The 24,879-nt window shown below is 42.8% G+C and carries 27 protein-coding genes; 3 read left to right on the plus strand and 24 right to left on the minus strand.

Annotated features, from left to right (window positions below):
* Positions 1-95 precede the first annotated feature (95 nt).
* The 3 genes from ACY3XC_RS15585 (at position 96) to ACY3XC_RS15595 (ending at position 1,237) form a co-directional block, all read left to right on the plus strand.
* Positions 96-344 (plus strand): hypothetical protein, encoded by a 249-nt coding sequence (locus ACY3XC_RS15585; protein WP_464869369.1) that lies wholly within the window; start codon positions 96-98, stop codon positions 342-344.
* A gap of 48 nt (positions 345-392) precedes the next feature.
* A complete protein-coding gene (locus tag ACY3XC_RS15590) occupies positions 393-563 on the plus strand; it encodes a CsbD family protein (RefSeq protein WP_464869370.1) in 171 nt (56 codons plus the stop codon).
* A 71-nt stretch (positions 564-634) separates the two neighbouring features.
* Positions 635-1,237 carry a general stress protein gene (locus ACY3XC_RS15595; protein ID WP_464869371.1) on the plus strand — a complete coding sequence of 201 codons (603 nt, stop codon included), beginning with the start codon at positions 635-637 and terminating at the stop codon, positions 1,235-1,237.
* A 132-nt stretch (positions 1,238-1,369) separates the two neighbouring features.
* On the opposite strand, the gene nuoN is transcribed toward ACY3XC_RS15595, so the two are convergent.
* The 24 genes from nuoN to atpA form a co-directional block, all read right to left on the minus strand.
* A complete protein-coding gene (nuoN, locus tag ACY3XC_RS15600; protein WP_464869372.1) occupies positions 1,370-2,887 on the minus strand; it encodes an NADH-quinone oxidoreductase subunit NuoN in 1,518 nt (505 codons plus the stop codon).
* A gap of 6 nt (positions 2,888-2,893) precedes the next feature.
* On the minus strand, positions 2,894-4,402 hold the full coding sequence (locus ACY3XC_RS15605) for a complex I subunit 4 family protein (RefSeq protein WP_464869373.1): 1,509 nt from the start codon (positions 4,400-4,402) through the stop codon (positions 2,894-2,896).
* Positions 4,403-6,265 (minus strand): NADH-quinone oxidoreductase subunit L, encoded by a 1,863-nt coding sequence (gene nuoL / locus ACY3XC_RS15610; protein WP_464869531.1) that lies wholly within the window; start codon positions 6,263-6,265, stop codon positions 4,403-4,405.
* A 132-nt stretch (positions 6,266-6,397) separates the two neighbouring features.
* Positions 6,398-6,712, minus strand: a complete 315-nt coding sequence (gene nuoK, locus ACY3XC_RS15615; protein WP_179158074.1) for an NADH-quinone oxidoreductase subunit NuoK — start codon at positions 6,710-6,712, stop codon at positions 6,398-6,400.
* Entirely contained in the window at positions 6,709-7,227 is a 519-nt protein-coding gene (locus tag ACY3XC_RS15620; protein WP_251635840.1) for an NADH-quinone oxidoreductase subunit J, read from the minus strand. The genes nuoK and ACY3XC_RS15620 overlap by 4 nt, the downstream gene beginning before the upstream one ends.
* Positions 7,224-7,643: an NADH-quinone oxidoreductase subunit NuoI gene (gene nuoI / locus ACY3XC_RS15625; RefSeq protein WP_063255622.1), complete on the minus strand. Its 420-nt coding sequence runs from the start codon at positions 7,641-7,643 to the stop codon at positions 7,224-7,226. Before nuoI ends, ACY3XC_RS15620 begins: the two co-directional genes overlap by 4 nt.
* A 110-nt stretch (positions 7,644-7,753) precedes the next feature.
* Entirely contained in the window at positions 7,754-8,758 is a 1,005-nt protein-coding gene (nuoH, locus tag ACY3XC_RS15630) for an NADH-quinone oxidoreductase subunit NuoH (RefSeq protein WP_464869374.1), read from the minus strand.
* Complete coding sequence (locus tag ACY3XC_RS15635; RefSeq protein WP_179158071.1) at positions 8,758-9,858, minus strand: NADH-quinone oxidoreductase subunit D; 1,101 nt, start codon at positions 9,856-9,858, stop codon at positions 8,758-8,760. Before ACY3XC_RS15635 ends, nuoH begins: the two co-directional genes overlap by 1 nt.
* A 3-nt stretch (positions 9,859-9,861) precedes the next feature.
* A complete protein-coding gene (locus ACY3XC_RS15640) occupies positions 9,862-11,208 on the minus strand; it encodes an NADH-quinone oxidoreductase subunit C (protein WP_464869375.1) in 1,347 nt (448 codons plus the stop codon).
* A gap of 3 nt (positions 11,209-11,211) precedes the next feature.
* Complete coding sequence (locus ACY3XC_RS15645; RefSeq protein WP_179158069.1) at positions 11,212-11,724, minus strand: NuoB/complex I 20 kDa subunit family protein; 513 nt, start codon at positions 11,722-11,724, stop codon at positions 11,212-11,214.
* Entirely contained in the window at positions 11,715-12,089 is a 375-nt protein-coding gene (locus tag ACY3XC_RS15650; protein WP_095247549.1) for an NADH-quinone oxidoreductase subunit A, read from the minus strand. Before ACY3XC_RS15650 ends, ACY3XC_RS15645 begins: the two co-directional genes overlap by 10 nt.
* 746 nt (positions 12,090-12,835) lie before the next feature.
* Complete coding sequence (locus tag ACY3XC_RS15655; protein WP_464869376.1) at positions 12,836-12,994, minus strand: hypothetical protein; 159 nt, start codon at positions 12,992-12,994, stop codon at positions 12,836-12,838.
* Between the two features lie 68 nt (positions 12,995-13,062).
* Positions 13,063-13,215 (minus strand): hypothetical protein, encoded by a 153-nt coding sequence (locus ACY3XC_RS15660; protein ID WP_464869377.1) that lies wholly within the window; start codon positions 13,213-13,215, stop codon positions 13,063-13,065.
* A gap of 556 nt (positions 13,216-13,771) precedes the next feature.
* Positions 13,772-13,951: a hypothetical protein gene (locus ACY3XC_RS15665; protein WP_464869378.1), complete on the minus strand. Its 180-nt coding sequence runs from the start codon at positions 13,949-13,951 to the stop codon at positions 13,772-13,774.
* Between the two features lie 186 nt (positions 13,952-14,137).
* On the minus strand, positions 14,138-14,902 hold the full coding sequence (locus tag ACY3XC_RS15670) for a GntR family transcriptional regulator (protein WP_464869379.1): 765 nt from the start codon (positions 14,900-14,902) through the stop codon (positions 14,138-14,140).
* A gap of 118 nt (positions 14,903-15,020) precedes the next feature.
* Positions 15,021-15,842 carry a PfkB family carbohydrate kinase gene (locus ACY3XC_RS15675; protein ID WP_464869380.1) on the minus strand — a complete coding sequence of 274 codons (822 nt, stop codon included), beginning with the start codon at positions 15,840-15,842 and terminating at the stop codon, positions 15,021-15,023.
* A 13-nt stretch (positions 15,843-15,855) separates the two neighbouring features.
* The gene (locus tag ACY3XC_RS15680; RefSeq protein ID WP_464869381.1) at positions 15,856-16,734 is read right to left on the minus strand and encodes a carbohydrate ABC transporter permease; all 879 of its coding nucleotides are present in this window, start codon (positions 16,732-16,734) and stop codon (positions 15,856-15,858) included.
* A 1-nt stretch (position 16,735) separates the two neighbouring features.
* Positions 16,736-17,620, minus strand: a complete 885-nt coding sequence (locus tag ACY3XC_RS15685) for a carbohydrate ABC transporter permease (RefSeq protein WP_464869382.1) — start codon at positions 17,618-17,620, stop codon at positions 16,736-16,738.
* A gap of 89 nt (positions 17,621-17,709) precedes the next feature.
* Positions 17,710-18,987, minus strand: coding sequence for an ABC transporter substrate-binding protein (locus tag ACY3XC_RS15690; RefSeq protein ID WP_464869383.1), 1,278 nt, complete (start codon positions 18,985-18,987; stop codon positions 17,710-17,712).
* Positions 18,988-19,198: 211 nt separating this feature from the next.
* On the minus strand, positions 19,199-20,173 hold the full coding sequence (locus ACY3XC_RS15695) for an SIS domain-containing protein (RefSeq protein ID WP_464869384.1): 975 nt from the start codon (positions 20,171-20,173) through the stop codon (positions 19,199-19,201).
* 187 nt (positions 20,174-20,360) lie between these two features.
* Positions 20,361-20,768, minus strand: a complete 408-nt coding sequence (locus ACY3XC_RS15700; RefSeq protein ID WP_179158059.1) for a F0F1 ATP synthase subunit epsilon — start codon at positions 20,766-20,768, stop codon at positions 20,361-20,363.
* A 21-nt stretch (positions 20,769-20,789) separates the two neighbouring features.
* Complete coding sequence (gene atpD / locus ACY3XC_RS15705; RefSeq protein ID WP_464869385.1) at positions 20,790-22,211, minus strand: F0F1 ATP synthase subunit beta; 1,422 nt, start codon at positions 22,209-22,211, stop codon at positions 20,790-20,792.
* A gap of 170 nt (positions 22,212-22,381) precedes the next feature.
* Positions 22,382-23,239, minus strand: coding sequence for an ATP synthase F1 subunit gamma (gene atpG, locus ACY3XC_RS15710; protein WP_179158057.1), 858 nt, complete (start codon positions 23,237-23,239; stop codon positions 22,382-22,384).
* Between the two features lie 117 nt (positions 23,240-23,356).
* The gene (gene atpA, locus ACY3XC_RS15715) at positions 23,357-24,865 is read right to left on the minus strand and encodes a F0F1 ATP synthase subunit alpha (protein ID WP_464869386.1); all 1,509 of its coding nucleotides are present in this window, start codon (positions 24,863-24,865) and stop codon (positions 23,357-23,359) included.
* Positions 24,866-24,879 lie beyond the last annotated feature (14 nt).

The raw sequence follows: 24,879 nt of genomic DNA on the forward strand, positions 1-24,879 counted from the left end.
TGGTGAGCAATTTCCCCAAAAAAATGTTTCAGATTATTCTTGATGGGAATATAAAAAGGGCAGAACAAAACACGACGAAGGGAGCTAAAAAGGCTATGAAGAAAAGTATATTAGTTAGTGGATTGGCTGTTTCTCTTACCTTTGCCGGTTTAACGGGTTGCGGCGATGGAGTTGACCAAGATAATGGGGTCAGTGATGGACAACAGAATGATGCGGTAGATCATGATACAAAGCAAAAAGCAGCGGATACCGTCAATAAGGTAGAAACAGAATTAAAACAGGCACAAAAAAATTTAGAAAAGAAAATTGACGATAACGGTGTTAGTGACGGTGTTAATCAATAACTCATGGCAGAAGGATATGCACAGTAAATACAAGGAGGCTGAAACAAAATGAACAAAGATAAAATGAATGGATATGTAGATACCGTTAAAGGAAAGGCAAAGGAGCAATGGGGTAAAATGACCGATGATCGTGCAACTGAAAAGGAAGGGAAAGTCGATCAAGCTAAAGGTAAATTACAAGAAGGCATTGGGAAAGTAAAGGATAAATTATCAAGATAGTCCTTAGGTAAAACTACTTTACTAGTTATAAAACTATGAATCTTTCGAAACGAAAAAGAGGAGGAATTGAAATGGACAAGGTAGAAAAGAATGTTGCAGGTGTTTATGAAACAGAACAGGAAGCGATTATTGCGATTGAGGAGCTTGTCAAACAAGGATACGACAAGCAGGATATCTGTGTCATTGGTAAAGACCTCAAAAATGTGAATCATATTGCGGACGAAACTGGTACGGTAGTGGAAGAAAAGGCTTCTACAGGTGCCTTAACAGGTGGAACACTCGGCGGGATAACAGGTTTATTAGTTGGAGTAGGTGCTCTGGCAATCCCAGGAGTTGGCCCCATCATCGCCGCAGGTCCCATTGCATCAAGTATAATTGGAACCATTGCAGGCGCAGGTTTAGGAGGCTTAACGGGAGCACTGATTGGAATGGGAATTCCTGACGATGAAGCCGAATACTATGGGAACTCTGTAAAAGAAGGAAAAATATTAGTTTTAACCAAGAATAGAATGACCAATCCTTTAGAAGACAGAAATTCATTAGCGGCAGCAAATAATAGCTCGATGGCACAGGATTGGGATGAAGTGAAGAGGCTTGGTAATGAAATGAAGAATAGTGATTCTAAGGATGAGCTGCAGGAAAAAGGACAAATACCTGACCCTATTCAAAAATAGCCACAAAAAAACGGTCCCTTCAAAGGACCGTTTTTCTTGTTAAGAAGAGGCTCCCCTTTGCCTCTTCTTTCGCTATTTTATTGTTACCCCTTTATTCAAGCTAGACCGGGTTCTTCCCCCAAAGCTGCCGGTCTATTGTAGAAAGTCTGAGAAATGGTTGAAGTTTTCGTTTACGAAGTCGACCGCGATGTCTGGGAATATTCCAAACAGTAAAGATGCTGCGACGGTGACGATTAAGACAACCACAATTCCGACTGGAATTTTTGTAAACTTGCTGTCGTCCGCTGCTGGGCGGAAGAACATTTGTGTCATGATTCCGAAGTAGTAGAAATACGATACTACTGTTGTCGCAATCATAATGGAAGCCAGTACATAATGCGGGTCCTGAACCATGAAGGCGCCGATAAAGATGTTCAGCTTGCCGATGAAGCCTGCTGTTCCTGGGAAGCCGGCTAGAGCGACTAACAAGATCGCCATCGCTACCGCCAACACCGGTGAACGTCGATACAAGCCTGCAAAATCAGCGATCTTCGTTGAACCGGTTTTTGCCTCCACTAATTGGATCACAGCTAAAGCGCCAAGGTTCATAAACAAGTAGGCTAATAAATAGAACCAAACGGTGTAAAAGAAGTTCGAGCTCAAAGACGTGAACGCCACCAGAATATAACCTGCGTGGGCGATACTAGAGTACGCAAACATTCTTTTAATATTGCTTTGCTTCAGCGCAACGACGTTTCCGATAATCATCGTAGCTGCAGCAATAACAGCGATGTAGTCCTGCATATTATAAAGAATTGGTATTGAACCTGGTCCCTCTGAAGCTGCCACACCAAAGATTGAAATCATAATACGGGCCACAATCACAAAGCCTGCTGTCTTCGAAACAACGCTTAAGAATGCCGTAACTGGTGTTGGTGCGCCTTGGTAAACGTCTGGTGCCCACATATGGAACGGAGCAGCCGCCAGTTTAAAGCCTAATCCAACGAAAATCATTAAGAACGCTAGTCCGAGCAAATAAGCATGCTGTGCGTCCGCTAACGCCTGAAGTGTCCTTGCGATCACTAACAGGTTCGTTGAGCCTGTTAACCCGTACACATAGCTCATCCCGAACAAGGTAATCGCAGTGGCAATCGAACCATTGATGACGTATTTCATCGCAGATTCATTCGACTGTAAATTGTTTTTGCGGATACCCGCTAAAATATAGGAAGAAATTGATAACAACTCAAGACCAATAAATAAAGTAATTAAGTCCCCGCTGGAGGTCATAATCATTCCGCCGAGCAATCCGGTTAGGAATAAATAATAAAATTCACCGCGGTATTCTTCTAATCCTTGATCAGCCTTATAGGAGACAGCTAAAAATAATACTAGCGCTCCTCCTGCAAGAAGAAGGAATTTGAATGCTTTTCCAAAAGAATCAAGACGGAAGGTATCCTCTAAAATCGATTCCGGCGCGGCCCCAAGTAATCCGGCAAGGGATACCATCGCAGCGAAAATCGCGGCAATCCCGATCCAGCCAAGGATTCGGCGATCTTGTTTTTTTGGCATAAATAAATCTAGTACTGTGATAAGCGCTGCAACACCAACGATGATGAACTCTGGTGTCATGATGCCCCAATTAAATGATGTTAAATCTTCAAGACTCATCCTTCATCACCCTCCTAACCCTAGCATAATCGTTTCAAGTGTGGCTTGAAGCGGTGAGCTTAGAACGCTTGGTATTACTCCGATTAAGACTATTAAGCCAATGAGCACGAGAACCGGAACCCATTCGACACCTTTGATATCGACAAGTCCTGTAAATTCACGGTGTGCTTGGCCGTACGTAATGCCGAGGACGGCACGTAATAAATAAACGGCAGTCATGATAATCCCGATCGTTCCGACTGCTGCAATCCATGGCATTTCTTCAAATAGCCCTAAGAACGCCATAAATTCACTGACGAACCCTGACATACCCGGTAATCCAAGTGACGCCAATGCGCCAGCAAGCAGGAAGCCTGAAGCAATTGGCATTCCCTTTGCCATTCCGCCTAGGTTTTCCATCAGTGATGTATCTGTGCGCTCATAGAAGGCGCCAACTAAGAAGAACAAGAGTGCTGAGATTAAACCATGTGATACCACTTGGAAAATGGCCCCTTGAACGCCCGCTTCATTCATCGCCGCTAACCCGATTAGCACGATTCCCATGTGTGAGATCGAAGAGTAAGCCAAAACCATTTTAAAATCTGTTTGAATGAATGCTAGGAACGCTCCGTAAAGAAGGTTTACTACTCCAAGGATGGCTAGCAATACCGCTAACGTTTCAAACTGCTCCGGGAAAATTCCCATTCCGAAGCGAATTAAGCCGTACGCCCCGATTTTCAATAGAATACCAGAGTGAATCATAACGATGGAAGGCGGTGCCTGCACGTGAACGCGAAGCATCCAGCTGTGTAACGGGAATATTGGCAGCTTAACGCCGAAAGCAATAAGAAGTGCAATCAATAATCCTAGTTTTAAATCGCCCGATAATGGAACGTTCGGGTCATTCATAAGCTGCGTTAACATTTCAATATTGGTTGTTCCTGTTTTCGCAAACAGAATCATAATCACGATTAACAGGACAGCTGAGCCTAAACCGTTATAGATTAAGAAGCTGTAGGCTGCTTTTTCTTTTTCAAAATAACCCCATTTTCCGATTAAGAAGAAGGTTGGGATTAAGGTAATCTCAAAGAATAAGAAAAATAGAACTAAGTTTTCTGCCGTAAATACGCCAAGCATTCCGATTTCTAACAGCAGGAACAGCATGAAGTAGCCTTTCCATTCTTTTTTAATATAAATGGAGGCAATCGCTGCAAGTGTTGCGACAACAGCCGTTAGGAGTACCAGCAGCATCGAAAAGCCGCTGACACCAAGTTCATAGTTTACTTTCCAGAATCCTGCTTCAGCACCCTGAAGACCGCCGAAAGTAATCCATTCCTTGACAACATTAAAGTCACTTAAATCCTTGCCCCAAAGGTAATGAAGATACAATCCAACTGCAATTCCTAATGCAGGCAGTGTCGCTAGAAAGCCGACGATTTTAATGGTTTTTTCCTCCGTTTTAGGCATGAAGGCTAAAACAATAATTCCGAGTAACGGGGAGAATACTAATAGTGATAGAACGAAAGAAAGATCCATTTATAAGTACCCCCCTGTTAATACAAAGATGACCGCAAGCAGTGCCATGCCAACGAATGCTACTGTAACATAGGTTTGTGTTTGACCCGTTTGCAGCTTCGAACCTGCTGCTCCAAGGCCATGAACAATCCCTGCGACACCCTTCATGATTCCTTCAACTAAGAAGACATCGATGAAGCGTAAGAAGTAGCTAATTCCTTTTGTAATGGCAACCACTGACATTTGATAGAATTCGTCAATGTAATATTTGTTCGTAAGAATGGTGTGCAGCGTATCGCCGCTGCCCGAAAGCCAGTTGCGTGCGATTGAACGCTTGTAGTAAATCATGTAAGCAAGGTAAATACCTGCTAAAGAAACAACGGTTGCTGCAATCATAATCCAAATTGGACCTTCGATATGACTATGTCCAAGTGCTTCATTTCCAGCAACAAGCCAATCACCAAGATTGTGATTAAATGGTGTCTGAACGTAACCAGCAATAATTGCCAAGACCCCAAGAACGATCATTGGGAAGGTCATCATCGATGGTGATTCGTGAACATTTTTCATAGGTGTTCGCGCTTCTCCTGTAAAAACCATGAAGAACAAGCGGAACATGTAGAATGCGGTCATGAATGCCGCTGCAAGCGCTAGTAAGAACAGAACTGGATGTCCGCCTTCCCAGGCTGCGATTAAGATTTCGTCCTTACTGAAGAACCCAGAAAACAACGGTACACCGCTAATCGCGAGTGTTCCGATTAAGAATAACGGTGCAGTAAGCTTTAGCTTTTTCCAAAGACCGCCCATTTCTTCGATGTTCTGTGTGTGTACCGCATGAATGACGCTTCCGGCTGCTAAGAATAACAAGGCTTTAAAGAAAGCATGTGTCATTAAGTGGAATACACCCGCAACATAGCCGGCAGATCCTAAGGCTAGCATCATGTAACCAAGCTGGCTGACGGTTGAATAGGCAAGAACCCGTTTAATATCGGTTTGTACAAGACCGATGCTCGCCGCAAAAATCGCCGTAAACGCACCGATAATCGCAATGGTTAATAGAGCTGTTTCACTCGCTGCGAACAGCGGAAATAGTGCCGCAACTAAGTAAACCCCGGCAGCAACCATTGTCGCCGCATGGATTAATGCGGATACAGGTGTCGGCCCTTCCATCGCGTCCGGAAGCCAGGTGTGAAGCGGGAACTGACCTGATTTACCAACAGCGCCGATGAAGATTAAGATCGCCGTAAGAGTAATCATGGTAGTGGATACAGCACCAGCCTCAACGGCCTCAAAAATCTCACTGTATTCAAAGCTTTTTGTTTCCCAAAATAATAAAATCATCCCGATCAAGAGACCCACGTCTCCGATACGGGTCATAATGAACGCTTTTTTTGCCGCAGCCTTCGCTTCTTCTTTGTAGAAATAGAATCCGATTAAGAGGAAGGAACCGACTCCGACGAGCTCCCAGAAAATATAAGTTTGCAGCAGGTTTGGCGAGATAACGAGGCCAAGCATCGCAAACGTAAAGAGTCCTAAATAGGCATAGAATACTGGAAACCGCTCATCCCCGTGCATATATCCCTTTGAATACGTATGTACCAGGAAGCTGACGAGCGAGACAATTACAAGCATTAATGCATTCAATTGATTCACTTCAAAGCCCGCTGTTAAAGAAATATCTCCTATCCTGAGCCACTCCGTTGAAGTCTTAAACGTTGGTTCCGTGAACCGCTCGAACAACACCAACAACGAATACACAAGCGCAGCAAGCGTTGCAAGAATACCGACGTACGCACTAGCATCCTTCAGCCGCTTACCAAATAGAAGAAGAATCAAAAACGAAAGTAGCGGGAAAAGCGGTATGATCCATGCATTTTCCATCATCATCACAATCCCCTTTTTAAAAATGGTGCCTGTCACCGCTCGTGGACACTGTCCACTGAGGAGGGACACCAATTATTACCAATTTGTCCACCTGAGACGGACAGTGTCTTTCTGCGGTGACAGGCACCGCAGTTAGTTTTTCATTGTGTCCATATCGTCGATGTTGACGGTTTTGCGGTTGCGGTATAGGGCTATCAAAATAGCCAGACCGACGGCTGCTTCTGCAGCGGCTACGCTAATCGTGAACAATGCGAAGATTTGACCGGTGATGGACGGTGCCACACCGTATTTGCTGAAGGCTACCAGGTTAATATTGACGGCATTCAGCATGAGTTCGATAGAAATGAGGACGATGACGGTGTTTCTTTTTGTCAGTGCCCCGTATAAGCCGATACAGAATAAAATCAGTGCGAGTGCCAGGAAGGCTGAAGCAGGAACTGAACTCATTCCTTGTCACCCTCCTTCTCGTCTTTCTTCGCCAGAACAATCGCTCCGACAAGTGCGACTAATAATAAAACAGAGGTTAATTCAAACGGGATTACCCATTTAGAGTAAAGGGCTTCCCCAATTTTCATCGTATTGTCTACATGTAAGTCGGTTGGTACCTGTACCACGTTGAAATCATAGATTCCAATGTAGACAGCCACCGCAAAGCCAAGTACACCTAGGAATAAAAAGAACTTTCTTCCTTTGCCTGTGGTTGTTTCCCCTTCATCATCATGCTTTGTTAACATAATCCCAAATAACATGATAATCGTGATCGCACCGGAATAAATCAGGATTTGAACCGCAGCGACAAATTCAGCTGACAGCAGCACGTAAATACCGGCAATGCTGACGAACGTAAAAATGAGGGCAACGACCATATGCACGACTTTGGTAAGGTTCAATAACAGAACACCGCCAATGATGGCGACAAGGGCGAGGCCCATAAATGCGATAAACTCGCCTGTAATTGTCATGGTTTATTCACCTGCCGTACGTTTTCGTCGTTCTCATCTAACCATTCTAGGTTTTTAAATAACATATCACGGCTGTAGGACGCTAACTCAAAGTTATTGGTCATTACAATCGCTTCGGTCGGGCAAACCTCCGTACAGAGGTCACATAGGATACAAATCTCGAAATTGATATCATAGGTATCAATGATTTTCCCTTTTTTCGTCGGATCCGGATGCTTTTTACCCGTTAAATTAATACATTCGGTCGGGCAAATGTTCATGCATTGATTGCACACGATACACTTTTCCGGATAGAACTTTTGAATTCCGCGGAAGCGGTCCGGCAGCGGAAGCGGCTCATCTGGATAGTTATAGGTTACCTTTTCTTTTGTTAGCTGTTTTAGGGTATATTTCAAGCCTTTTGTAAATCCAAGCACGTTTTTCACCCCTTTTTCATTTTAAAAATTGCTTTCTGAATTCGTTCTATGGTCACCTTCAAGGGCTAGCCCAATTGCGAACGCCCCATGAGGTTCCTTTTCAAAAAATCTTAGAAAAATAATGTTTTGATTAGCGCTGTTAAGAATATGTTTGCTAATGCGACTGGGAATAGTACTTTCCACGCGAATTCCATTAATCGGTCGATTCTAAAACGTGGAAGTGTGGCCCGCAGCCACATGTAAACAAAGACAACGACGCAAAATTTGAGTGCAAACCATACGGCACCTGGGATAAATCCAAGGATATCGAGCGGCGGCAGCCATCCGCCTAAGAAGATGACGGTGATTAGTGATGACATCGCAAACATGTATACGTATTCTGTGAGCATAAAGAATGCCCAGCGGAATCCTGAGTACTCAACAAAGTATCCGGCAACCAGTTCGTTCTCTGATTCAGGAAGGTCAAATGGTGTCCGGTTTAATTCTGCAATCGAAGCGATGAAAAACACGATAAACGCGATTGGCTGATAAAGAATGAACCAGCCATGCTCCTGCTGTACAACAATATCCGTTAAATTCAAGCTTCCCGTTAAGAGAATGACACCTAAAACGGACATAACCAGTGGAATTTCGTAGGAGATCATCTGTGCGCCTGCACGCATGCCCCCTAGAAGCGCATATTTATTGTTAGACGCCCAGCCTCCGAGAACCATTCCGAAGATTGTCATTCCGGATACGGCAATATAATAGAGCAATCCTACCCCGATATCGGCAAATTGGAATTTGTCCGTAAACGGGATGGTCGCGAGGACCATAAAGGCTGGAGTAAAGGCAATGATTGGCGCAATGATAAATAACGGCCTGTCGGCTGCCTTTGGAATAACGTCTTCTTTTAGTAAGAGTTTCAGAACGTCTGCTACGGTTTGCAATAATCCCCACTTACCGCCGAGCTGGTTTGGGCCGTGACGGGCCTGCATGTATCCTAAAACCTTTCGCTCTGCTAATATCGCATAGGTTACGAAACCTAAGACTACTAATAGTAAGACAACTGCGAGTAAAAAGAAGATTCCAAAGTTCATCAAGCCTGGACTTGATTGGAGCAACTCTTCTACCATTAGCCGTCCACCTCCCCAAGGACAATGTCAACTGCCCCTAAAATCGCAATCAAGTTTGCAATGTTTTCGCCTACTAATAATTTAGGGAGAATTTGCAGATTATAGAATGATGGTCTTCTAAACTTCAAGCGATACGGTTCTTTTTTACCGTCACTTGAGATATAGCAGCCAATTTCTCCGCGTGGAGATTCAATTCTTACAAAGGCTTCCCCTTTTGGTGCTTTGATAATTTTTGGCACTTTAGCCATAATCTCGCCCTCAGCAGGGAATTGTTCACAGGCCTGCTCAAGGATTTTCAAGGATTCTCCAATTTCATCTAGGCGCACATGATAGCGTGCCAAGCAATCTCCTTCGTCCCTTGTGACAATGTTAAAATCAAAGCGGTCGTAAATCGAATATGGCTCATCTTTACGAAGGTCCCATTTCACGCCGGTACTGCGAAGGTTTGGACCGCTGAGTGAATAGTTGATGGCCTCTTCTTTTGAATAAACGCCAACCCCTTTTACCCGGTCTAAAAAGATTTCATTTCCTGATACAAGGTCATGGTAGCCTTTCAGCTGTTCGCGCAAATAAGGAACAAATTCCCTTACTCCATCTACCCAGCCTTCTGGAGCGTCCCACTTTACCCCGCCTACACGCATATAATTAAAGGTCAAGCGCGCACCTGATAATTCATTAAGCATATTGATAATCATTTCTCGGTCACGGAACGCATAGATGAACGGACTTGTCGCCCCTAGGTCGAGGATGTATGTTCCCCAGGCAACCAGGTGGCTCGCGATACGCCCTAATTCCATTGCCATGACACGAAGGTATTCGGCACGTTCAGGAATTTGAATCCCCATCATCGTTTCAACGGCATGGCAAATGACATAGTTATTTGTCATTGCGGACAAATAGTCCATCCGGTCCGTGTAAGGAATAATCTGGGTGTATTGCAGGTCTTCCGCCAGCTTTTCTGTTCCGCGGTGTAAATAACCGATGACAGGGGTTGCTTCGGTAATGATTTCCCCATCGATTTTGACGACAAGCCGGAATACTCCGTGCGTACTAGGATGCTGAGGACCGACGTTAAGCAGCATTTCTTCTGTTCTGATCATTGGTTACACCTCCACATCATACGGTTTATAATCTTTACGCAGTGGATGGCCAACCCAATCTTCTCCTAGCATAATCCGATGTAAATTCGGATGTCCGGTAAACTTAATTCCTAGTAAATCATAAGCTTCACATTCAGGCCAGTCAGCACCTGCCCAAATTGGCTGCAAGGACTCGATTGTTGGTTCATCGCGGTCAATCTTTACTTTCAACGCCACGGATTGGCGATTTTTGTATGAGAATAAGTGAACATACACTTCCATATGTGTGACAAAATCTGTTCCATGCAGCTCAGATAGATAATCGAACCCTAGGAGCTCATTATATTTTAAAAACTGAGCTACCTTGAAATATGTATCTTTCTTCGCAACGAGTGTTGGAACGTCTTTCGATAATTTATTAATATAAGAATCTTCTAAAACATCCGCGCCCAAGTTTTCTTCAATAACCTTCCTATATTTGTCCAAGAAAGGCTGATTTGGTGATGGCTGCTCGGCCGTATCGGCTGGCGATACGTCGCCGCCTTTTGCCGCCCCTGCTGCTTTCGCCTTCGCTGCTGCCGCTGCTTTTGCTTTCGCTACGGCTGCCGCTTTCGCCTTCGCTTTTTCATCATCGCCGCCCGCCGCAGTGTCCGCCTCACCGATACCAGCTGCCTTCGCTTTAGCCGCTGCTGCTGCCTTTGCTTTCGCTGCCGCCGCTGCTTTGGCTTTTGCTGCTGCTGCCGCTTTCGCCTTCGCGTCATCTCCTGCTGGTTCATCAGCTGGTGCACCTTCACCCGCAAGCTCCATTGCCTTACGTTTCGCTGCTGCTGCCGCCTTTGCCTTCGCTACCGCTGCCGCTTTCTTCTTCGCAAGATCGTCTCCGTCTTCGCTCGTTTTAGCTGCTACTGGGGCTTCAGGTGCTGGAGTTTCTTCAGCCGGTGCATTACCTGCCGCTAACTCCATCGCTTTACGCTTTGCCGCTGCCGCCGCTTTGGCTTTCGCTACCGCCGCTGCCTTCTTCTTAGCAAGATCGTCTCCATCATCGCTCGTTTGGGCTGAAGCTGGTGTCGTTTCAACCGGAGCAGGAGCTTCTTCCTCTACAATACCTTCACGTTTTTTCTTCGCTAATGCAGCCGCTTTCGCCTTCGCTGCCGCCGCTGCTTTTTTCTTCGCAAGGTCCGCACCATCTTCAGCAGGCGTTCCCGCTGTTTGGGCTGGCTGACCTAGCGCTTGTTCAGAAGGTTTGTCCTCCTGCCTTGGAGCATCAGCAGATTCACCTGCAGCCTTTGCCTGACGTTTCGCTAAAGCTTCCGCCTTTGCCTTTGCAACGGCTTCCTTTTTCAATTGATCGAGATCCTTTTCCCCGCTCATCGGTTAGATCACCTTCTTCCCAGTCTTCGCCTCATAGCGAATCTTTTCCTTTAATTTATTAATACCATAAATTAATGCGGCCGGGTTTGGCGGGCATCCAGGGATATAAACATCAACAGGGACGATTTGATCGACACCCTTCACAACGGCATAAGACTTCACATACGGTCCCCCTGCAGTTGCGCAAGATCCCATCGCAATAACCCATTTCGGCTCTGGCATTTGATCATACAAACGGCGAACAATCGGCGCCATCTTCTTCGTAACCGTACCAGACACAATCATGCAATCCGATTGCCTTGGCGACGTACGGAAAATAGTTCCAAACCGGTCAAGGTCATAGTTCGCTCCACCCGTACCCATCATTTCAATCGCACAACAAGCCAGACCAAAAGTCATCGGCCACAAAGAATTACTTCGTGCCCAAGCCTTAATTTGCTCCAGCGTCGCAAAAAATACATTTCGTTCTAACTCTCTCATTTCCTCTGGTGAAAGGTCATCTAGTTTTAAGTCCATCGTAGCACCTTCTTCTTCCAAGCGTAGATTAAGCCAATTAACAGCATAATTACGAAAATCAACATCTCAATTAACGCAAAAATCCCCAGCTTATCATAGGCAACCGCCCATGGGTATAAAAATACAGTCTCTACATCAAAAATAACAAACATAAGGGCAAAAATATAATAGCGGACATTGAACTGTACACGGGAATCGTGAAAAGGATCAATACCGCTCTCATAAGTAGTATACTTCTCGACACTCGGCTTATGAGGACGCAAAAACTTACCCAAAAATAAAGCCACCAACGGCAGCAGCACCCCAAGACAGAGGAACACAAAAACTATCAGATAATTATTCTGATATAAATTCAAAAGTTCCAAGTCCATCCCTCCAATGTTGAAAATTTTCATACAAATGAAACTTGTAACCGATAACATTATAGCACTGTTACAAACCTGTGTCGACAACACCACCCCATTAAAATTGGAAATTCTATCGCCGCAAAACTGCCCAATCCAAGCGATTGTGAGCTCGCTCGCAAAATCGCCTTGGATTGGGCAGTTTTGCAAGCTTACGCGATAGCGGAAGCGCAATGTGCGTTAGCACATGGCGATAGAATTTCCAATTTTCTTCGCAGTCTGGTTTGGCGACACAAGGGCCCCACCCCCCTGAGCGTTTGCGTGATCTCGCAGAAAAGGCTCCCTGAAATCACTTCAGAGATGACGCAAGAGCGAACCGTGAAACCTTGAACTTAGGTGCACGTGATCTGCAGCGGAGCGAAAGATGACGTGCATAGAAGTAGGCTCGAAAGAGCCGTGTTTTATCCCTATATCGACATTTAACAACAAAAAACCGCTATTGTCAGTGAGAATTGTCATAAAACCTTCACCGAATCATACCTATATATACAAAAAAACAACCTACCAAAATCCAACATTACCAAAGGACCCTTGTACATCATCACCACCATCATATTCACAATAAACCAAATCATTCAATAATTTCTATTAAAATGTAATAAATATCATCAACATCCTACTAACTCCCTACAAATAACATTCGGAAGGCGGACCAAGTTCCTTCCCAACCTACGTACCTGCATTTCCCCCTTCTACACCTGCCTAATTCACACTCCTACCTGCATTTTTCTTTCATTCACCTGCATAAACCATCTGTTTATCTGCCTAATTATTCCGTCCCTATTAAACCCTGAAATGAGCCAGTCGTAAGACTGGCCATCGTCATTTTCTCTATCACAAATATGTGTAAAAACCCCATTCTTCATTACAAATCCTCCATCATATCCTCATCCCCACCTCTTACCTGCCATTCTCCCTCCTCTATCTGCCTTTTTCACACTCCTACCAGCCCTTTTCTTCTCTTCTCCTGCATAAACCATTTGTTTACCTGCCTAATTAATTCCTCCACCTTATAAACCTGAAATGAGCCAGTCGTAAGATTGGCCATCGTCATTTTCTCTATCACAAATATGTGTAAAAACCCCATTCTTCATTACAAATCCTCCATCATATCCTCACCCCCACCCCTTACCTGCCATTCCCCCTCCTCTATCTGCCCTTTTCACACTCCTACCTGCATTTTTCTAACAGTCACCTGCATAAACCATTTGTTTACCTGCCTAATTAATTCCTCCACCTTATAAACCTGAAAAGAGCCGGTCGTAAGACTGGCCATCGTCATTTTCTCTATCACAAATATGTGTAAAAACCCCACTCTTCATTACAAAGCCTCCATCATATCCTCATCCCCACTTCTTACCTGCCATTCCCCCTCCTCTATCTGCCTTTTTCACACTCCTACCTGCCCTTTTCCTCACTTCACCTGCATAAACCATTTGTTTATCTGCCTAATTAATTCCTCCACCTTATAAACCTGAAAAGAAGCCAGTCGGAAGACTGGCCATCGTCACTTTCTCTATCACAAATATGTGTAAAAACCCCAGTCCCCATTACAAATCCTCCATCATATCCTCATCCCCACCACTTACCTGCCATTCTCCCTCCTCTATCTGCCTTTTTCACACTCCTACCAGCCCTTTTCCTCACTTCACCTGCATAAACCATTTGTTTATCTGCCTAACTAAATCCCACCACCCAATAAACACAAAAAGCCAGTCGTAAGACTGGCCATCGTCATTTTCACTATCACAAATATGCGTAAAAACCCCATTCCCCATCTCAAATCCCCCATAATTTCTGCACCCCCACCCCTTACCTGCCATTCCCCCTCCTCTATCTGCCCTTTTCACACTCCTACCTGCATTTTTCTAACAGTCACCTGCATAAACCATTTGTTTACCTGCCTTATCAAATCCATCAGTACCTGCACCACTGTCCCAAATTCCCTAGCCTAAAAGCCAAAACAAAAAAGACCTATGCCACCAGCCAAAGGTCTTTGTTTTACATTATTACGTTAAATCAAGATCACTGTCCATATCGACGTCAATATAAAAGTTTACTTTATTAGCAAGGAGGTAGTACACGGAGTAATGTACCGGTCTTTCACGATCATCCTTTATTACTTTCTTAACTTGAATGACGGTTTCCATTCTAGAGACCTGAAGTAGCTTGCTTAAATCTTGAGGAGGAAGAATAAACTCCATTTCCTTCCGCGCTTTGCCGAACTTTATTCCGTAATCATCATGTATAACTTTAAAGGTTGAAACATTATCCTTTATTTTTTCAGAAATGCCAGGGTATATATCACAAGGTAAATAGGCAAAGTCAACACTAAAGATATTGTTTCCATCCTTTATTAGTCGCACAAGCTTCACCACCTCAAATGGCTCATTACGTTCAAAATGCTGCATAAGTTCTTTGTCAGCGGTTTCAATTTGATTGACCAAAATTTCTTTTGTGAAATTACCATCCCCTGTCGCTACTGACAATTCCGAAAAGCCTTGCAAATTTAGAATATGGATTTTTTGTTTTACGTTTTTGACAAAGGTCCCTTTTCCATGAATGATTTCAATGACCCCTTCACTTGCAAGTTCCTTCAACGCTCGCCTAATGGTAATTCTGCTTGTGTCGAAGGCTTCACATAATTCCTTCTCATTCGGCAGTCTTTGGCCGGAAGCAATTTTTCCCGAATTAATCATTTCCATAATGCCATGCTTTACCTGATCATACAAAAACACCGGGCTCTCTGTTTCAACAGATTTTTCCTTATTCATAAGTTACCTCTTCTAAAATTTACTTTTTATAGTAATTATAATAAGAAAATGATTATAAGACTATCTTTTTATCTAAAAATAATAGCCTTAACCTTGTGGCGTTAGGCTATCAATTGTACTATTCTAAATCCTTCGGGTAGCCGAAACCGCCATAAAACCCGCAAGTAACGCTTGCTCGTTCAGCGGCAAAGACTAAGGCATCTTTCATGTCTTTCTGCTTGTAGAAGGCTGTTAAAAATCCAGCAATAAAACTATCCCCTGCTCCCATCGTATCAACGATTTCAGTTTCAATTACTTCTTGTCTATACTTGTTACCTTTGTGAATAAAAAGAGCAGGCTTGGACCCTCTGGTAATACCGACTGTTTCCAAATCGTATTTTCCAAGGTCCGCAACTAAGCTTTCCAGTTCCTCATCACTTAAATGAGCACCCGAGAAAAACCCATGTTTGATATAAGGGCAAACTTTTTCAAGCTGAGCGGCATTATATTTATCCGAGAAATCATAGGATACATTAATATTCTGCGCCAAGCCTGAAAGTTCTTCCTCCATTGAACTATAGCAGCTAGTATGAGCAACATCAAACTCTTTAATGTATTCATAGTCCTCAGGAGTAAGTTTTAATTTTAAGGTATGTTGCACCGTATTCTTTGGCCCGCCTACAAATACACGATCGCCATCCTCGGTAAGATTTACGCGGGGTTGTCCACTGATCCCTTCTGCCACACGTGATCGGTGATAAGGAATACCTTCCAGTTCTAGAACGCTTTTCAAATGGGCTGCTTTATCGTCGGTGGCAAAAATCCCAATATATCCTACATATTCTGCTCCTGAACGCTTACAATTCACAGCGACATTGACACAGTTACCGCCAGGATAATACTTCCCCTGATCCAAATAACAATCGACCACATTATCTCCAATTGAAATAATCTTCAACATGCTCATCCTTTCTTTAACCTTTTACAGATCCTTCAGATAGTCCTTGAACTAGATACTTTTGCAAGAAGATTAACAGCGCAATCATTGGAAGCGAAGCGAGTACCATCCCCGCAAGGAGTACGCCCCAATCTGTCCGTAAGGCATCTCTAAAGTTCATTAATCCCGATGGAATCGTTTTCAATATTTCTGAATCAATAAAGACTGTGGCAAATAAGAACTCATTCCATGCAAAGAATGCAGTCAATACAATCGTTGTCAATAAAATGGGCACGGACATCGGCAAATAGATTCTTCGATAGATACCGAATTCCGTACATCCATCAATAATGGCTGACTCTTCCAATTCTTTTGGAATACTTAAAAAATACCCTCTCAAAAGCAAAATCGTTAATGGCAATCGATACGCAATATACGTTAAAATTAACGCCCAATGGGTATTGATTAAATCTAGATTCGTAAGGATATTAAACAATGGAATTAAGGCAACCTGTGGATTCATCATCATTCCGCCGATAGTAAAAATCAGCGCAATGTCAATCCATCTTGTCTTATATCTGGCTAGTACAAATGCCGCCATCGAGCCAATAATCAGAACCGCAATAATGGTTACACTTGTAACGAACAAACTATTCATAAAATAGCCGGATATACCTTTTGACCAGGCAATTGAGTAGTTTTCAACAATCCAAGTACTAGGTAAGCCCCAGACATCATTGAAGATCTCATTATAGCTCTTCATCGAAGAGATAACCATCCAAAGAAGCGGATAAAGGATGGCGATTGCAAAAGCCGCCAACATTAACATGGTGACAAATCGGCCGATACTAAATTTTCGTAGTTTCCGAGATGGTTTTATTACCTGCTCCACAGATGGTTTTATTACCTGCTCCATGTTAATCATCCTTTCCCGTGCGAGACAGTTTAATTTGAATAAGCGCCAGCACCGCTGTCAAAATAAAGATAATAATCGCCAGTGTGGAAGCATAGCCCATGTTATCTTTCACAAATCCAGTCTGATACATATGTACAGACATAACCGTCGAACTAAAGCCTGGTCCGCCATTCGTCAGAATATAAGGTTCGTTGAAAACGAGCATAGATCCAGTGATCGTAATTAATGTGTTTACAAAAATAGCTTCTCTTACTTGTGGTACTGTAATGCTAAAAAACATTCTAATTTTTCCAGCACCATCTATATTAGCAGCTTCGTAAAGCTCTTTCGGAATTTTCTGAATCGCAACAATAAATAAGAGGGTAACAAACCCAATACTATGCCATTGTGACATGGCAATAACGGAATAAATGGCCGTCTCAGAATTGCCTAGCCATACCTCTTTCAGGTTTTCCAAACCAATTAATTCAAGGAAACTGTTTAAAAGTCCCATTTGCGGGTTGTAAACAAATCCAAAAAGTAAAGCAACAACAGAAATGGAAATCATAACCGGCATAAAGTAAACGACCCTAAGGAAAGGGGCTACTCTGTGAAATAATTTATCTTCCAAGATATAAGCTAACACTAAAGCAAGTCCGACCTGTAAGATCACAGAAATGATTGCGTACTTAACGTTATTGAGAAGTGCAACACTTACTACTTTATCGGCTAATAGGTTTTTAAAATTTTCCAAACCAACAAACGTTTTTGTTTGAGAAAAAACTGAAAAATCAAAAAAACTATTATAAAAATTTTGTATAAGCGGAATATAGACAAATATGAGCAGCAAGGCGATGCTCGGCAATAAGAATAGTACAGGGATAATATTAAATTTTCTTCTTTGCATTGACCCCACCCCTAATATTTTTGACTCGGTTAGATTTCCCCAAGATTCGAGCAACACTGTCCTCAAATCTTGGGGAAGGGGAATTCATTCTACTTTTTCAAACGTTTTGCTTCAGCTTTTACTTCCTTCATAATGTCTTCTGGAGTCGTTTGCTCATTTGCTAATGTCTGTCCGCCTCTCATGAAAATATCGGCAATATTGATATTAACAGCATTATCAAACCATGGTGTAGTTGCAGAAGCATTTGTTACGAGCCCATAAGCTTCTAATCTGGCAGGAGAAGTATTGCCTTCATCAACAGCTCCCTGTACGGCATTCAATTGTCCATCTGTTTTTGTGAAATCGTAAGCAGTTTCTTCAGATGTTAAGAACTTCAAGAAATCAACTGCTTCTTTTGGTGCATTTTTACTTAACATCCATCCTTCAGGTGCCCCAGTAAGTGCCTTAGAATCACCTTTACCACCCTCAATTTCAGGGAAGTCAAAGAAACCGAAATCTGTCATACCTTGATCTTCTACCATTTTAACTTCAGCAAACTGCATGTAAACGATTGGTGCTTCACCGCTAGCGAACATATTTCTTGCAGCCTCGTGGTCAATTGCAGTTGAGAGATCTCCCATATAATCAGTAAGTTCCTTGAAGATTTCTAATCCTTTAATATAACCTGGATCTGTAAACTCACCTGTTTCGACATTATAATCTTTTGCTGTTACAGCAGGATCAACAACCCTTTGGAAAATAGTTCCCATGTAATGCGAAATCGCCCATCCATTGGTTAAACCCTCTACTAACGGCGTTTCATAACCAGCATCCTGTAATTCATCTAGAACTGCGATAAATTCTTTATAGGTTTTAGGAACTTCAAGATTATTTTTCTTGAAAGCTTCCTTATTATAAAAGAATGCCTTGCCGTCAACCGTAAATGGTACACCATACCTCTTTTCATCAAATGTAAAACCTGCAAACTGAGACTCAATTAACTTTCCTGCCCACTCAGAATCCTCTGCTAAAATATCATCTAACTCCATAATACGTTCAGATGATACAAGATTTTCAGCAAATGAGTCAGACCAAGATGAGAAAATATCTGGAAGATCGTCGTTAGAAACGAGCACTCTAATTTTCTCTTTGTAGGAATCGTTTAAAACAGAATTGACTTTTATCTTAACCCCTGGATTAGCATTTTCAAATTCTTTAATTTTCTGATCATAGAAAGATTTCCGTGGTTCATTCGGCCATCTATGGAAGAAATCAATTTCCACTACATCTTTATCCGATGATTTTTTTTCTTCGTTTCCTGCTGAGGAGGAACAAGCTGTTAATGCTAATAAAAGAACTGTCATGAAAATTGCTAAAAATCTTTTCATTTTTTCACTCCCTTTATAATATTCTGATTATAAATTTTAAAATAATGAAATGGAGTGAGTTCAATTAAGTGTCCTAGTCATCAACGTAGATTAGATTAACCTTCAACTGAACCTTTTCCACTTGGAAAACTGTTTCCCATAAGTATAGTAGAAAATCTTTCTTATAATCTATCATGTTGAATCCGAGTTGTAAGTGATGAATAGTGACAGATTAATAGTCCATTTTCCACATATAGCGTCTTACGGAAAGCGGGTGACCTGTATGCTCTGCCAATCCATCTGCATATTGACGTAATACAACACCTGCAAGAGCTGGACCAAAGTATTCTTTTAGATCTTCGTCAATACCTGTGTAATCCAATTCCGCTACATCAACCACTTCAACTTTTTTACTGAATTTTTGTGCAAAGTTAATCGCTCTTTCATCTAATGGACGAGTAGCGCCTTCTCCTTTAATAATTAGGAACGGCACATCAAAGTCAGTTGCTTCAAATGGTCCGTGGAAGTATTCGCCAGAATGAATCGCATTAGAGTGGATCCATAACATTTCCATTAACAAGCAGCTTGTAAAAGAATATGCCTGGTGATAGTAAGCACCGCTTCCCATTGTATAAATCAATTTATCGCGCTTGTATTCGCTTCCAAATTGGAATGCACGATCATAGGTCAATTTTCTGTTTGATTCAAAAAGAGTTTCCAAATTATTTAATTGGCTTAATATTCTTTCGTATTTTTCATTTTGTGAAACCGCATTCAAAATACCGAAAATTAAGCTGTAATATATACCCGTTTCTCCGTCAATCGCATCTGAGCCATCCTTATAGTTGTAATGAACGGTATACTCGGCTTCTTGACAAAGTGGAGAATCAACTTCCATGGAAATCGCAATCGTAACTGCGCCTTTTTCTCGGGCGAATTTAGCTGCTGTAACCGTTTCTGGTGTAGTCCCTGAATGTGAACGAAGGATCACAACGCTTCCTTCACCAAGTCCTGGCGGGTTCACATGAACAAATTCATTTGAAGTGTAAACTCTACTTGGAATCTCAATTTCTCTGTTTAAGAAATAATCCCCAGTAGCAAGGGATGCCATTGAACCTCCACAAGCCACAAAATAAACGTTTTTCACTTCTGTTGCTTTAACTGCATTTATAGCAGCAGCAATTTGGTTAACATGTTCAGTTTTCATTACTTTACCCCCTAATGGTTATATGACATCATATGATGTCTTACTGAGATTATATAACCATTAACTAAACAAGTCAAATACTTTTAAAGATTCTGTTAATTATTTTTTGACACACCTACCATCGTCCACTAAAAAGACAAAAAACCCCCGCCAGTCCGTCGACCAGCAGGGGTTTGATTCATAACTATTATTGTTTTCCTGTAACCGTCAGACGGTTAATGGCACGCTGCAGGGCTAATTCAGCACGACGGAAGTCGATGTCTTCCACTTTCTGCTCTTTCATACGCTGCTCGGCACGTTCTTTCGCTCTTAGTGCACGTTCAACGTCAATATCCTCTGCTCTTTCAGCGGCTTGGGCTAGGATTGTTACTTTATCAGGACGGACTTCAAGGAAGCCGCCGCTCACCGCAATAAGATCCTGCTCCTTGCCATTCTTCTTCATGCGGACTACCCCAATTGCTAAAGGAGCAACCATTGGAATATGTCCAGGTAAAATACCTAATTCACCACTTTGAGCCTTCGTAATAACCATTTCCACATCTGACTCATACACCGGGCCATTCGGAGTAACAACACTGACTTCAATCGTCTTCATTTTTTACCCTCCTGACAGGCCTTAGGCCTCTACACCCATGCGTTTTGCATTTTCCACTACGTCTTCAATACGTCCAACTAAGCGGAATGCGTCTTCTGGAAGGTGGTCATACTTACCTTCAAGGATTTCTTTAAAACCACGAACCGCTTCTTTTACTGGTACATACGATCCCGGCTGTCCAGTAAACTGTTCAGCAACGTGGAAGTTCTGTGATAAGAAGTTTTGTACACGACGTGCACGAAGCACCACTAACTTATCATCATCAGAAAGCTCATCCATACCAAGAATCGCGATAATGTCCTGTAATTCACGGTAACGCTGTAAGGTTGATTGTATTTGGCGCGCTACATTGTAATGTTCTTCGCCAACGATTTCTGGTGACAAGGCACGAGAAGTCGAAGCAAGTGGATCCACCGCAGGGTAGATACCCATTTCAGATAGCTTACGCTCAAGGTTCGTTGTTGCATCTAAGTGAGCGAAGGTTGTAGCCGGAGCCGGATCCGTATAGTCATCGGCTGGTACGTAAATCGCTTGGATCGATGTAACAGAACCTTTATTAGTAGAAGTAATACGTTCCTGTAAACGACCCATTTCAGTAGCAAGCGTCGGCTGGTAACCTACGGCAGAAGGCATACGGCCTAATAGCGCCGACACTTCCGAACCTGCTTGCGTGAAACGGAAAATGTTATCCATGAAGAAAAGAACGTCCTGTCCTTGCTCATCACGGAAATATTCAGCCATCGTCAAACCAGTCAAGGCAACACGCATACGTGCTCCTGGCGGCTCGTTCATTTGTCCGAATACCATCGCCGTTTGCTTGATAACGCCTGAATCCGTCATTTCATGATAAAGGTCATTACCTTCACGTGTACGCTCACCAACACCAGCGAATACAGAAATACCGCTGTGCTCTTGCGCGATGTTATTAATTAATTCCTGGATAAGTACAGTTTTACCTACACCGGCACCACCAAATAGACCAATCTTACCACCCTTAATATAAGGAGCAAGTAAGTCTACAACTTTAATACCCGTTTCAAGAATTTCTACCTCAGTAGAAAGATTTTCAAACGTTGGAGCTTCACGGTGAATCGAATCACGGCGCTCACTCGCTGGAATTTCCTCGTTAAGGTCAATTACTTCACCTAATACGTTAAATACACGGCCAAGCGTTACGTTCCCAACCGGTACAGAAATAGCTGCACCTGTATCAACAACATTCATTCCACGCATTACACCATCAGTCGATGCCATTGCAATCGTACGAACCGTATCGTCACCTAAATGAAGGGCTACTTCAAGAGTTAAGTTAATATCAACTTCAGATTGATTCTGCGCTTTGTACTCAATACGCAAAGCGTTATAAATCTCAGGAAGCTGACCGTTTTCAAACTTAACGTCAATAACCGGACCCAAAATCTGAAGAACGCGTCCTTTATTCATTATTTTCCCTCCTATCTTACTTTTTCACAAACCCCTTTTTTAATAAGGAACCTGTGAATCACACTTAACACGTTATAGTCCTGATATGTAGCCGGGAACGCTGAACACATTCCCGTCATGCAGAACTTATCAAGGCCCCTAATTGGGGTTCGTTTTTAAAAATATAGATTCTACTCGAGTGCTGCGGCACCGCCGACGATTTCCGCAATTTCCTGCGTAATCGCTGCTTGACGAGCACGGTTGTAGATAAGTGAATAATTCTTGATCATTTCTTTCGCATTATCAGTAGCATTTCTCATTGCCGTCATCCGGGCTGCATGCTCACTTGCTTTGCTGTCTAAAAGAGCGCCATAAATCAAGCTCTCAGCATATTGAGGCAAGAGAACGTCCAAAATTTCTTCTGCAGATGGCTCAAATTCATAAGAAGTCAGTTTTGAAGTCGTTGTAATATCCGTTAAAGGAAGCAGCTTCTTCTCGATAACCTCTTGCGTAATGGCACTTTTATAATGAGTGTAAAATAAGTAAAGTTCATCGAAGGTTCCATCGGAGAACATACCTACCGTACTACTGGTAATATCTTTAACGCTTTCGAAGTTCGGCTGATCCGATACTCCAACAATTTCAAGATCGACATTAACGCCGCGCTTAACAAAAAAGTCACGCGCTACACGACCGATTGCAATGATCGAGTATTCATCTTTCGACTTGTGACGGTTTTCGATTGTTTGAAACACACGTCGAATCACGTTACTGTTAAAAGCACCAGCCAGACCACGGTCAGAAGTCATAACAATATAACCCGTTTTCTTAACAGGACGAGATTGAAGCATAGGATGATTAATCCCTTTACTGCCCATTGCGACTGCTACCGTAACTTCCTGGATTTTTTCCATGTAAGGAACAAATGCCTTTGCATTCATAACTCCACGGTTCCATTTAGCTGCAGAAGTCATCTCCATTGCTTTGGTAATCTGACTCATCTTTTTTGTAGAATTAATACTATTTTTTATATCGCGTAATGATGCCATAGGTTCTCACCACCCTCATTCAAAGAATGTGTTTGGGGGTTAAACAGTGGTGACAGGCACGGTTTTGGGTGCCTGTTTCCACTGTTTAAACACCCATTTTCAATTGTCAGACCCTACTTATTCGGAAACTGCGAACGTCTTTTTGAAAGCGTTAAGCGCAGCAGCCATATCGTCATCGGAAGGTAGATCTTTCGTCTTCACAATATGGTCTAACAAGTCTTTGCGATTGTGGTCTAACCAATTAAGGTATTCTGATTCGAAACGACGGATATCTTCTAATGGAATATCATCCAAGAATCCGCGTGTTAATGCATAAAGAATAGCTACTTGCTTTTCAACAGAAAGCGGCTTATGAAGATCCTGCTTTAGAACTTCAACAGTACGAGCACCACGGTTAAGCTTCGCTTGTGTCGCTTTATCAAGGTCAGAGCCGAACTGTGCGAATGCTTCTAACTCACGGTATGAAGCAAGGTCAAGACGCAATGTACCTGCTACCTTCTTCATCGCCTTGATTTGCGCGGATCCTCCTACACGAGAAACGGAAAGACCTGCGTTGATCGCTGGACGTACACCAGAGAAGAATAGATCGGATTGTAAGAAAATTTGTCCATCTGTGATAGAGATAACGTTTGTTGGAATATAAGCAGAAACGTCCCCTGCTTGTGTTTCGATAAATGGCAATGCAGTGATTGAACCAGCACCTAGTGTGTCGTTCAATTTAGCTGCACGCTCTAATAAACGGGAGTGCAAGTAGAATACATCCCCTGGATATGCTTCACGACCTGGAGGACGGCGAAGTAATAGGGAAAGCTCACGGTATGCAGCCGCTTGTTTAGATAAATCATCATATACGATTAATACGTGCTTGCCAGCATACATAAATTCTTCCGCCATTGAAACGCCCGCATAAGGAGCTAAGAATAACAATGGAGCTGGTTGTGACGCAGATGCCGTTACAACGATTGTATAGTCTAACGCACCAAACTTACGAAGCGTTTCAACCGCACCACGTACCGTTGATTCCTTTTGTCCGATTGCAACGTAGATACAGATCATGTTTTGACCTTTTTGGTTCAGGATTGTATCGATCGCAACAGATGTTTTACCTGTTTGACGGTCTCCGATAATTAACTCACGCTGTCCGCGGCCGATTGGAACTAGCGCGTCAATCGCTTTAATACCTGTTTGTAATGGCTCATGAACGGATTTACGAGCCATAACGCCTGAAGCAACTGCTTCAACAGGGCGAGTTTTTGTAGTATTGATTGGACCCATACCATCAACTGGCTGTCCTAAAGAGTTAACAACACGACCAATTAGTTCCTCACCTACTGGAACCTCCATGATGCGTCCTGTACGACGAACCTCGTCACCTTCTTTAATTTCTGTGAAAGGTCCAAGAATGATAATACCAACGTTATTGGCTTCAAGGTTTTGAGCCATACCCATAACGCCGTTTGAAAATTCAACAAGTTCTCCAGCCATGACATTGTCGAGGCCATGAACACGTGCGATACCATCACCTACGGAGATAACAGTACCAACATCACTCACTTGAATTTCAGCCTGATAGTTTTCAATTTGCTTTTTTATCAGGGCACTAATTTCTTCAGCTTTGATGCTCATGAGTTTCACCCCTA

This window comes from Bacillus sp. CZDM1 (assembly GCF_055502545.1).

Bases quoted from the DNA above. Each gene is read 5' to 3' on its own strand.
- ACY3XC_RS15585 (WP_464869369.1), top strand. From the start codon at position 96: ATGAAGAAAAGTATATTAGTTAGTGGATTGGCTGTTTCTCTTACCTTT.
- ACY3XC_RS15590 (WP_464869370.1), top strand. From the start codon at position 393: ATGAACAAAGATAAAATGAATGGATATGTAGATACCGTTAAAGGAAAG.
- ACY3XC_RS15595 (WP_464869371.1), top strand. From the start codon at position 635: ATGGACAAGGTAGAAAAGAATGTTGCAGGTGTTTATGAAACAGAACAG.
- nuoN (WP_464869372.1), bottom strand. From the start codon at position 2,887: ATGAGTCTTGAAGATTTAACATCATTTAATTGGGGCATCATGACACCA.
- ACY3XC_RS15605 (WP_464869373.1), bottom strand. From the start codon at position 4,402: ATGGATCTTTCTTTCGTTCTATCACTATTAGTATTCTCCCCGTTACTC.
- nuoL (WP_464869531.1), bottom strand. From the start codon at position 6,265: ATGATGGAAAATGCATGGATCATACCGCTTTTCCCGCTACTTTCGTTT.
- nuoK (WP_179158074.1), bottom strand. From the start codon at position 6,712: ATGAGTTCAGTTCCTGCTTCAGCCTTCCTGGCACTCGCACTGATTTTA.
- ACY3XC_RS15620 (WP_251635840.1), bottom strand. From the start codon at position 7,227: ATGACAATTACAGGCGAGTTTATCGCATTTATGGGCCTCGCCCTTGTC.
- nuoH (WP_464869374.1), bottom strand. From the start codon at position 8,758: ATGGTAGAAGAGTTGCTCCAATCAAGTCCAGGCTTGATGAACTTTGGA.
- ACY3XC_RS15635 (WP_179158071.1), bottom strand. From the start codon at position 9,858: ATGATCAGAACAGAAGAAATGCTGCTTAACGTCGGTCCTCAGCATCCT.
- ACY3XC_RS15640 (WP_464869375.1), bottom strand. From the start codon at position 11,208: ATGAGCGGGGAAAAGGATCTCGATCAATTGAAAAAGGAAGCCGTTGCA.
- ACY3XC_RS15645 (WP_179158069.1), bottom strand. From the start codon at position 11,724: ATGGACTTAAAACTAGATGACCTTTCACCAGAGGAAATGAGAGAGTTA.
- ACY3XC_RS15655 (WP_464869376.1), bottom strand. From the start codon at position 12,994: ATGAAGAATGGGGTTTTTACACATATTTGTGATAGAGAAAATGACGAT.
- ACY3XC_RS15660 (WP_464869377.1), bottom strand. From the start codon at position 13,215: ATGGGGTTTTTACACATATTTGTGATAGAGAAAATGACGATGGCCAAT.
- ACY3XC_RS15665 (WP_464869378.1), bottom strand. From the start codon at position 13,951: ATGGCAGGTAAGGGGTGGGGGTGCAGAAATTATGGGGGATTTGAGATG.
- ACY3XC_RS15670 (WP_464869379.1), bottom strand. From the start codon at position 14,902: ATGAATAAGGAAAAATCTGTTGAAACAGAGAGCCCGGTGTTTTTGTAT.
- ACY3XC_RS15675 (WP_464869380.1), bottom strand. From the start codon at position 15,842: ATGTTGAAGATTATTTCAATTGGAGATAATGTGGTCGATTGTTATTTG.
- ACY3XC_RS15680 (WP_464869381.1), bottom strand. From the start codon at position 16,734: ATGGAGCAGGTAATAAAACCATCTGTGGAGCAGGTAATAAAACCATCT.
- ACY3XC_RS15685 (WP_464869382.1), bottom strand. From the start codon at position 17,620: ATGCAAAGAAGAAAATTTAATATTATCCCTGTACTATTCTTATTGCCG.
- ACY3XC_RS15690 (WP_464869383.1), bottom strand. From the start codon at position 18,987: ATGAAAAGATTTTTAGCAATTTTCATGACAGTTCTTTTATTAGCATTA.
- ACY3XC_RS15695 (WP_464869384.1), bottom strand. From the start codon at position 20,173: ATGAAAACTGAACATGTTAACCAAATTGCTGCTGCTATAAATGCAGTT.
- ACY3XC_RS15700 (WP_179158059.1), bottom strand. From the start codon at position 20,768: ATGAAGACGATTGAAGTCAGTGTTGTTACTCCGAATGGCCCGGTGTAT.
- atpD (WP_464869385.1), bottom strand. From the start codon at position 22,211: ATGAATAAAGGACGCGTTCTTCAGATTTTGGGTCCGGTTATTGACGTT.
- atpG (WP_179158057.1), bottom strand. From the start codon at position 23,239: ATGGCATCATTACGCGATATAAAAAATAGTATTAATTCTACAAAAAAG.
- atpA (WP_464869386.1), bottom strand. From the start codon at position 24,865: ATGAGCATCAAAGCTGAAGAAATTAGTGCCCTGATAAAAAAGCAAATT.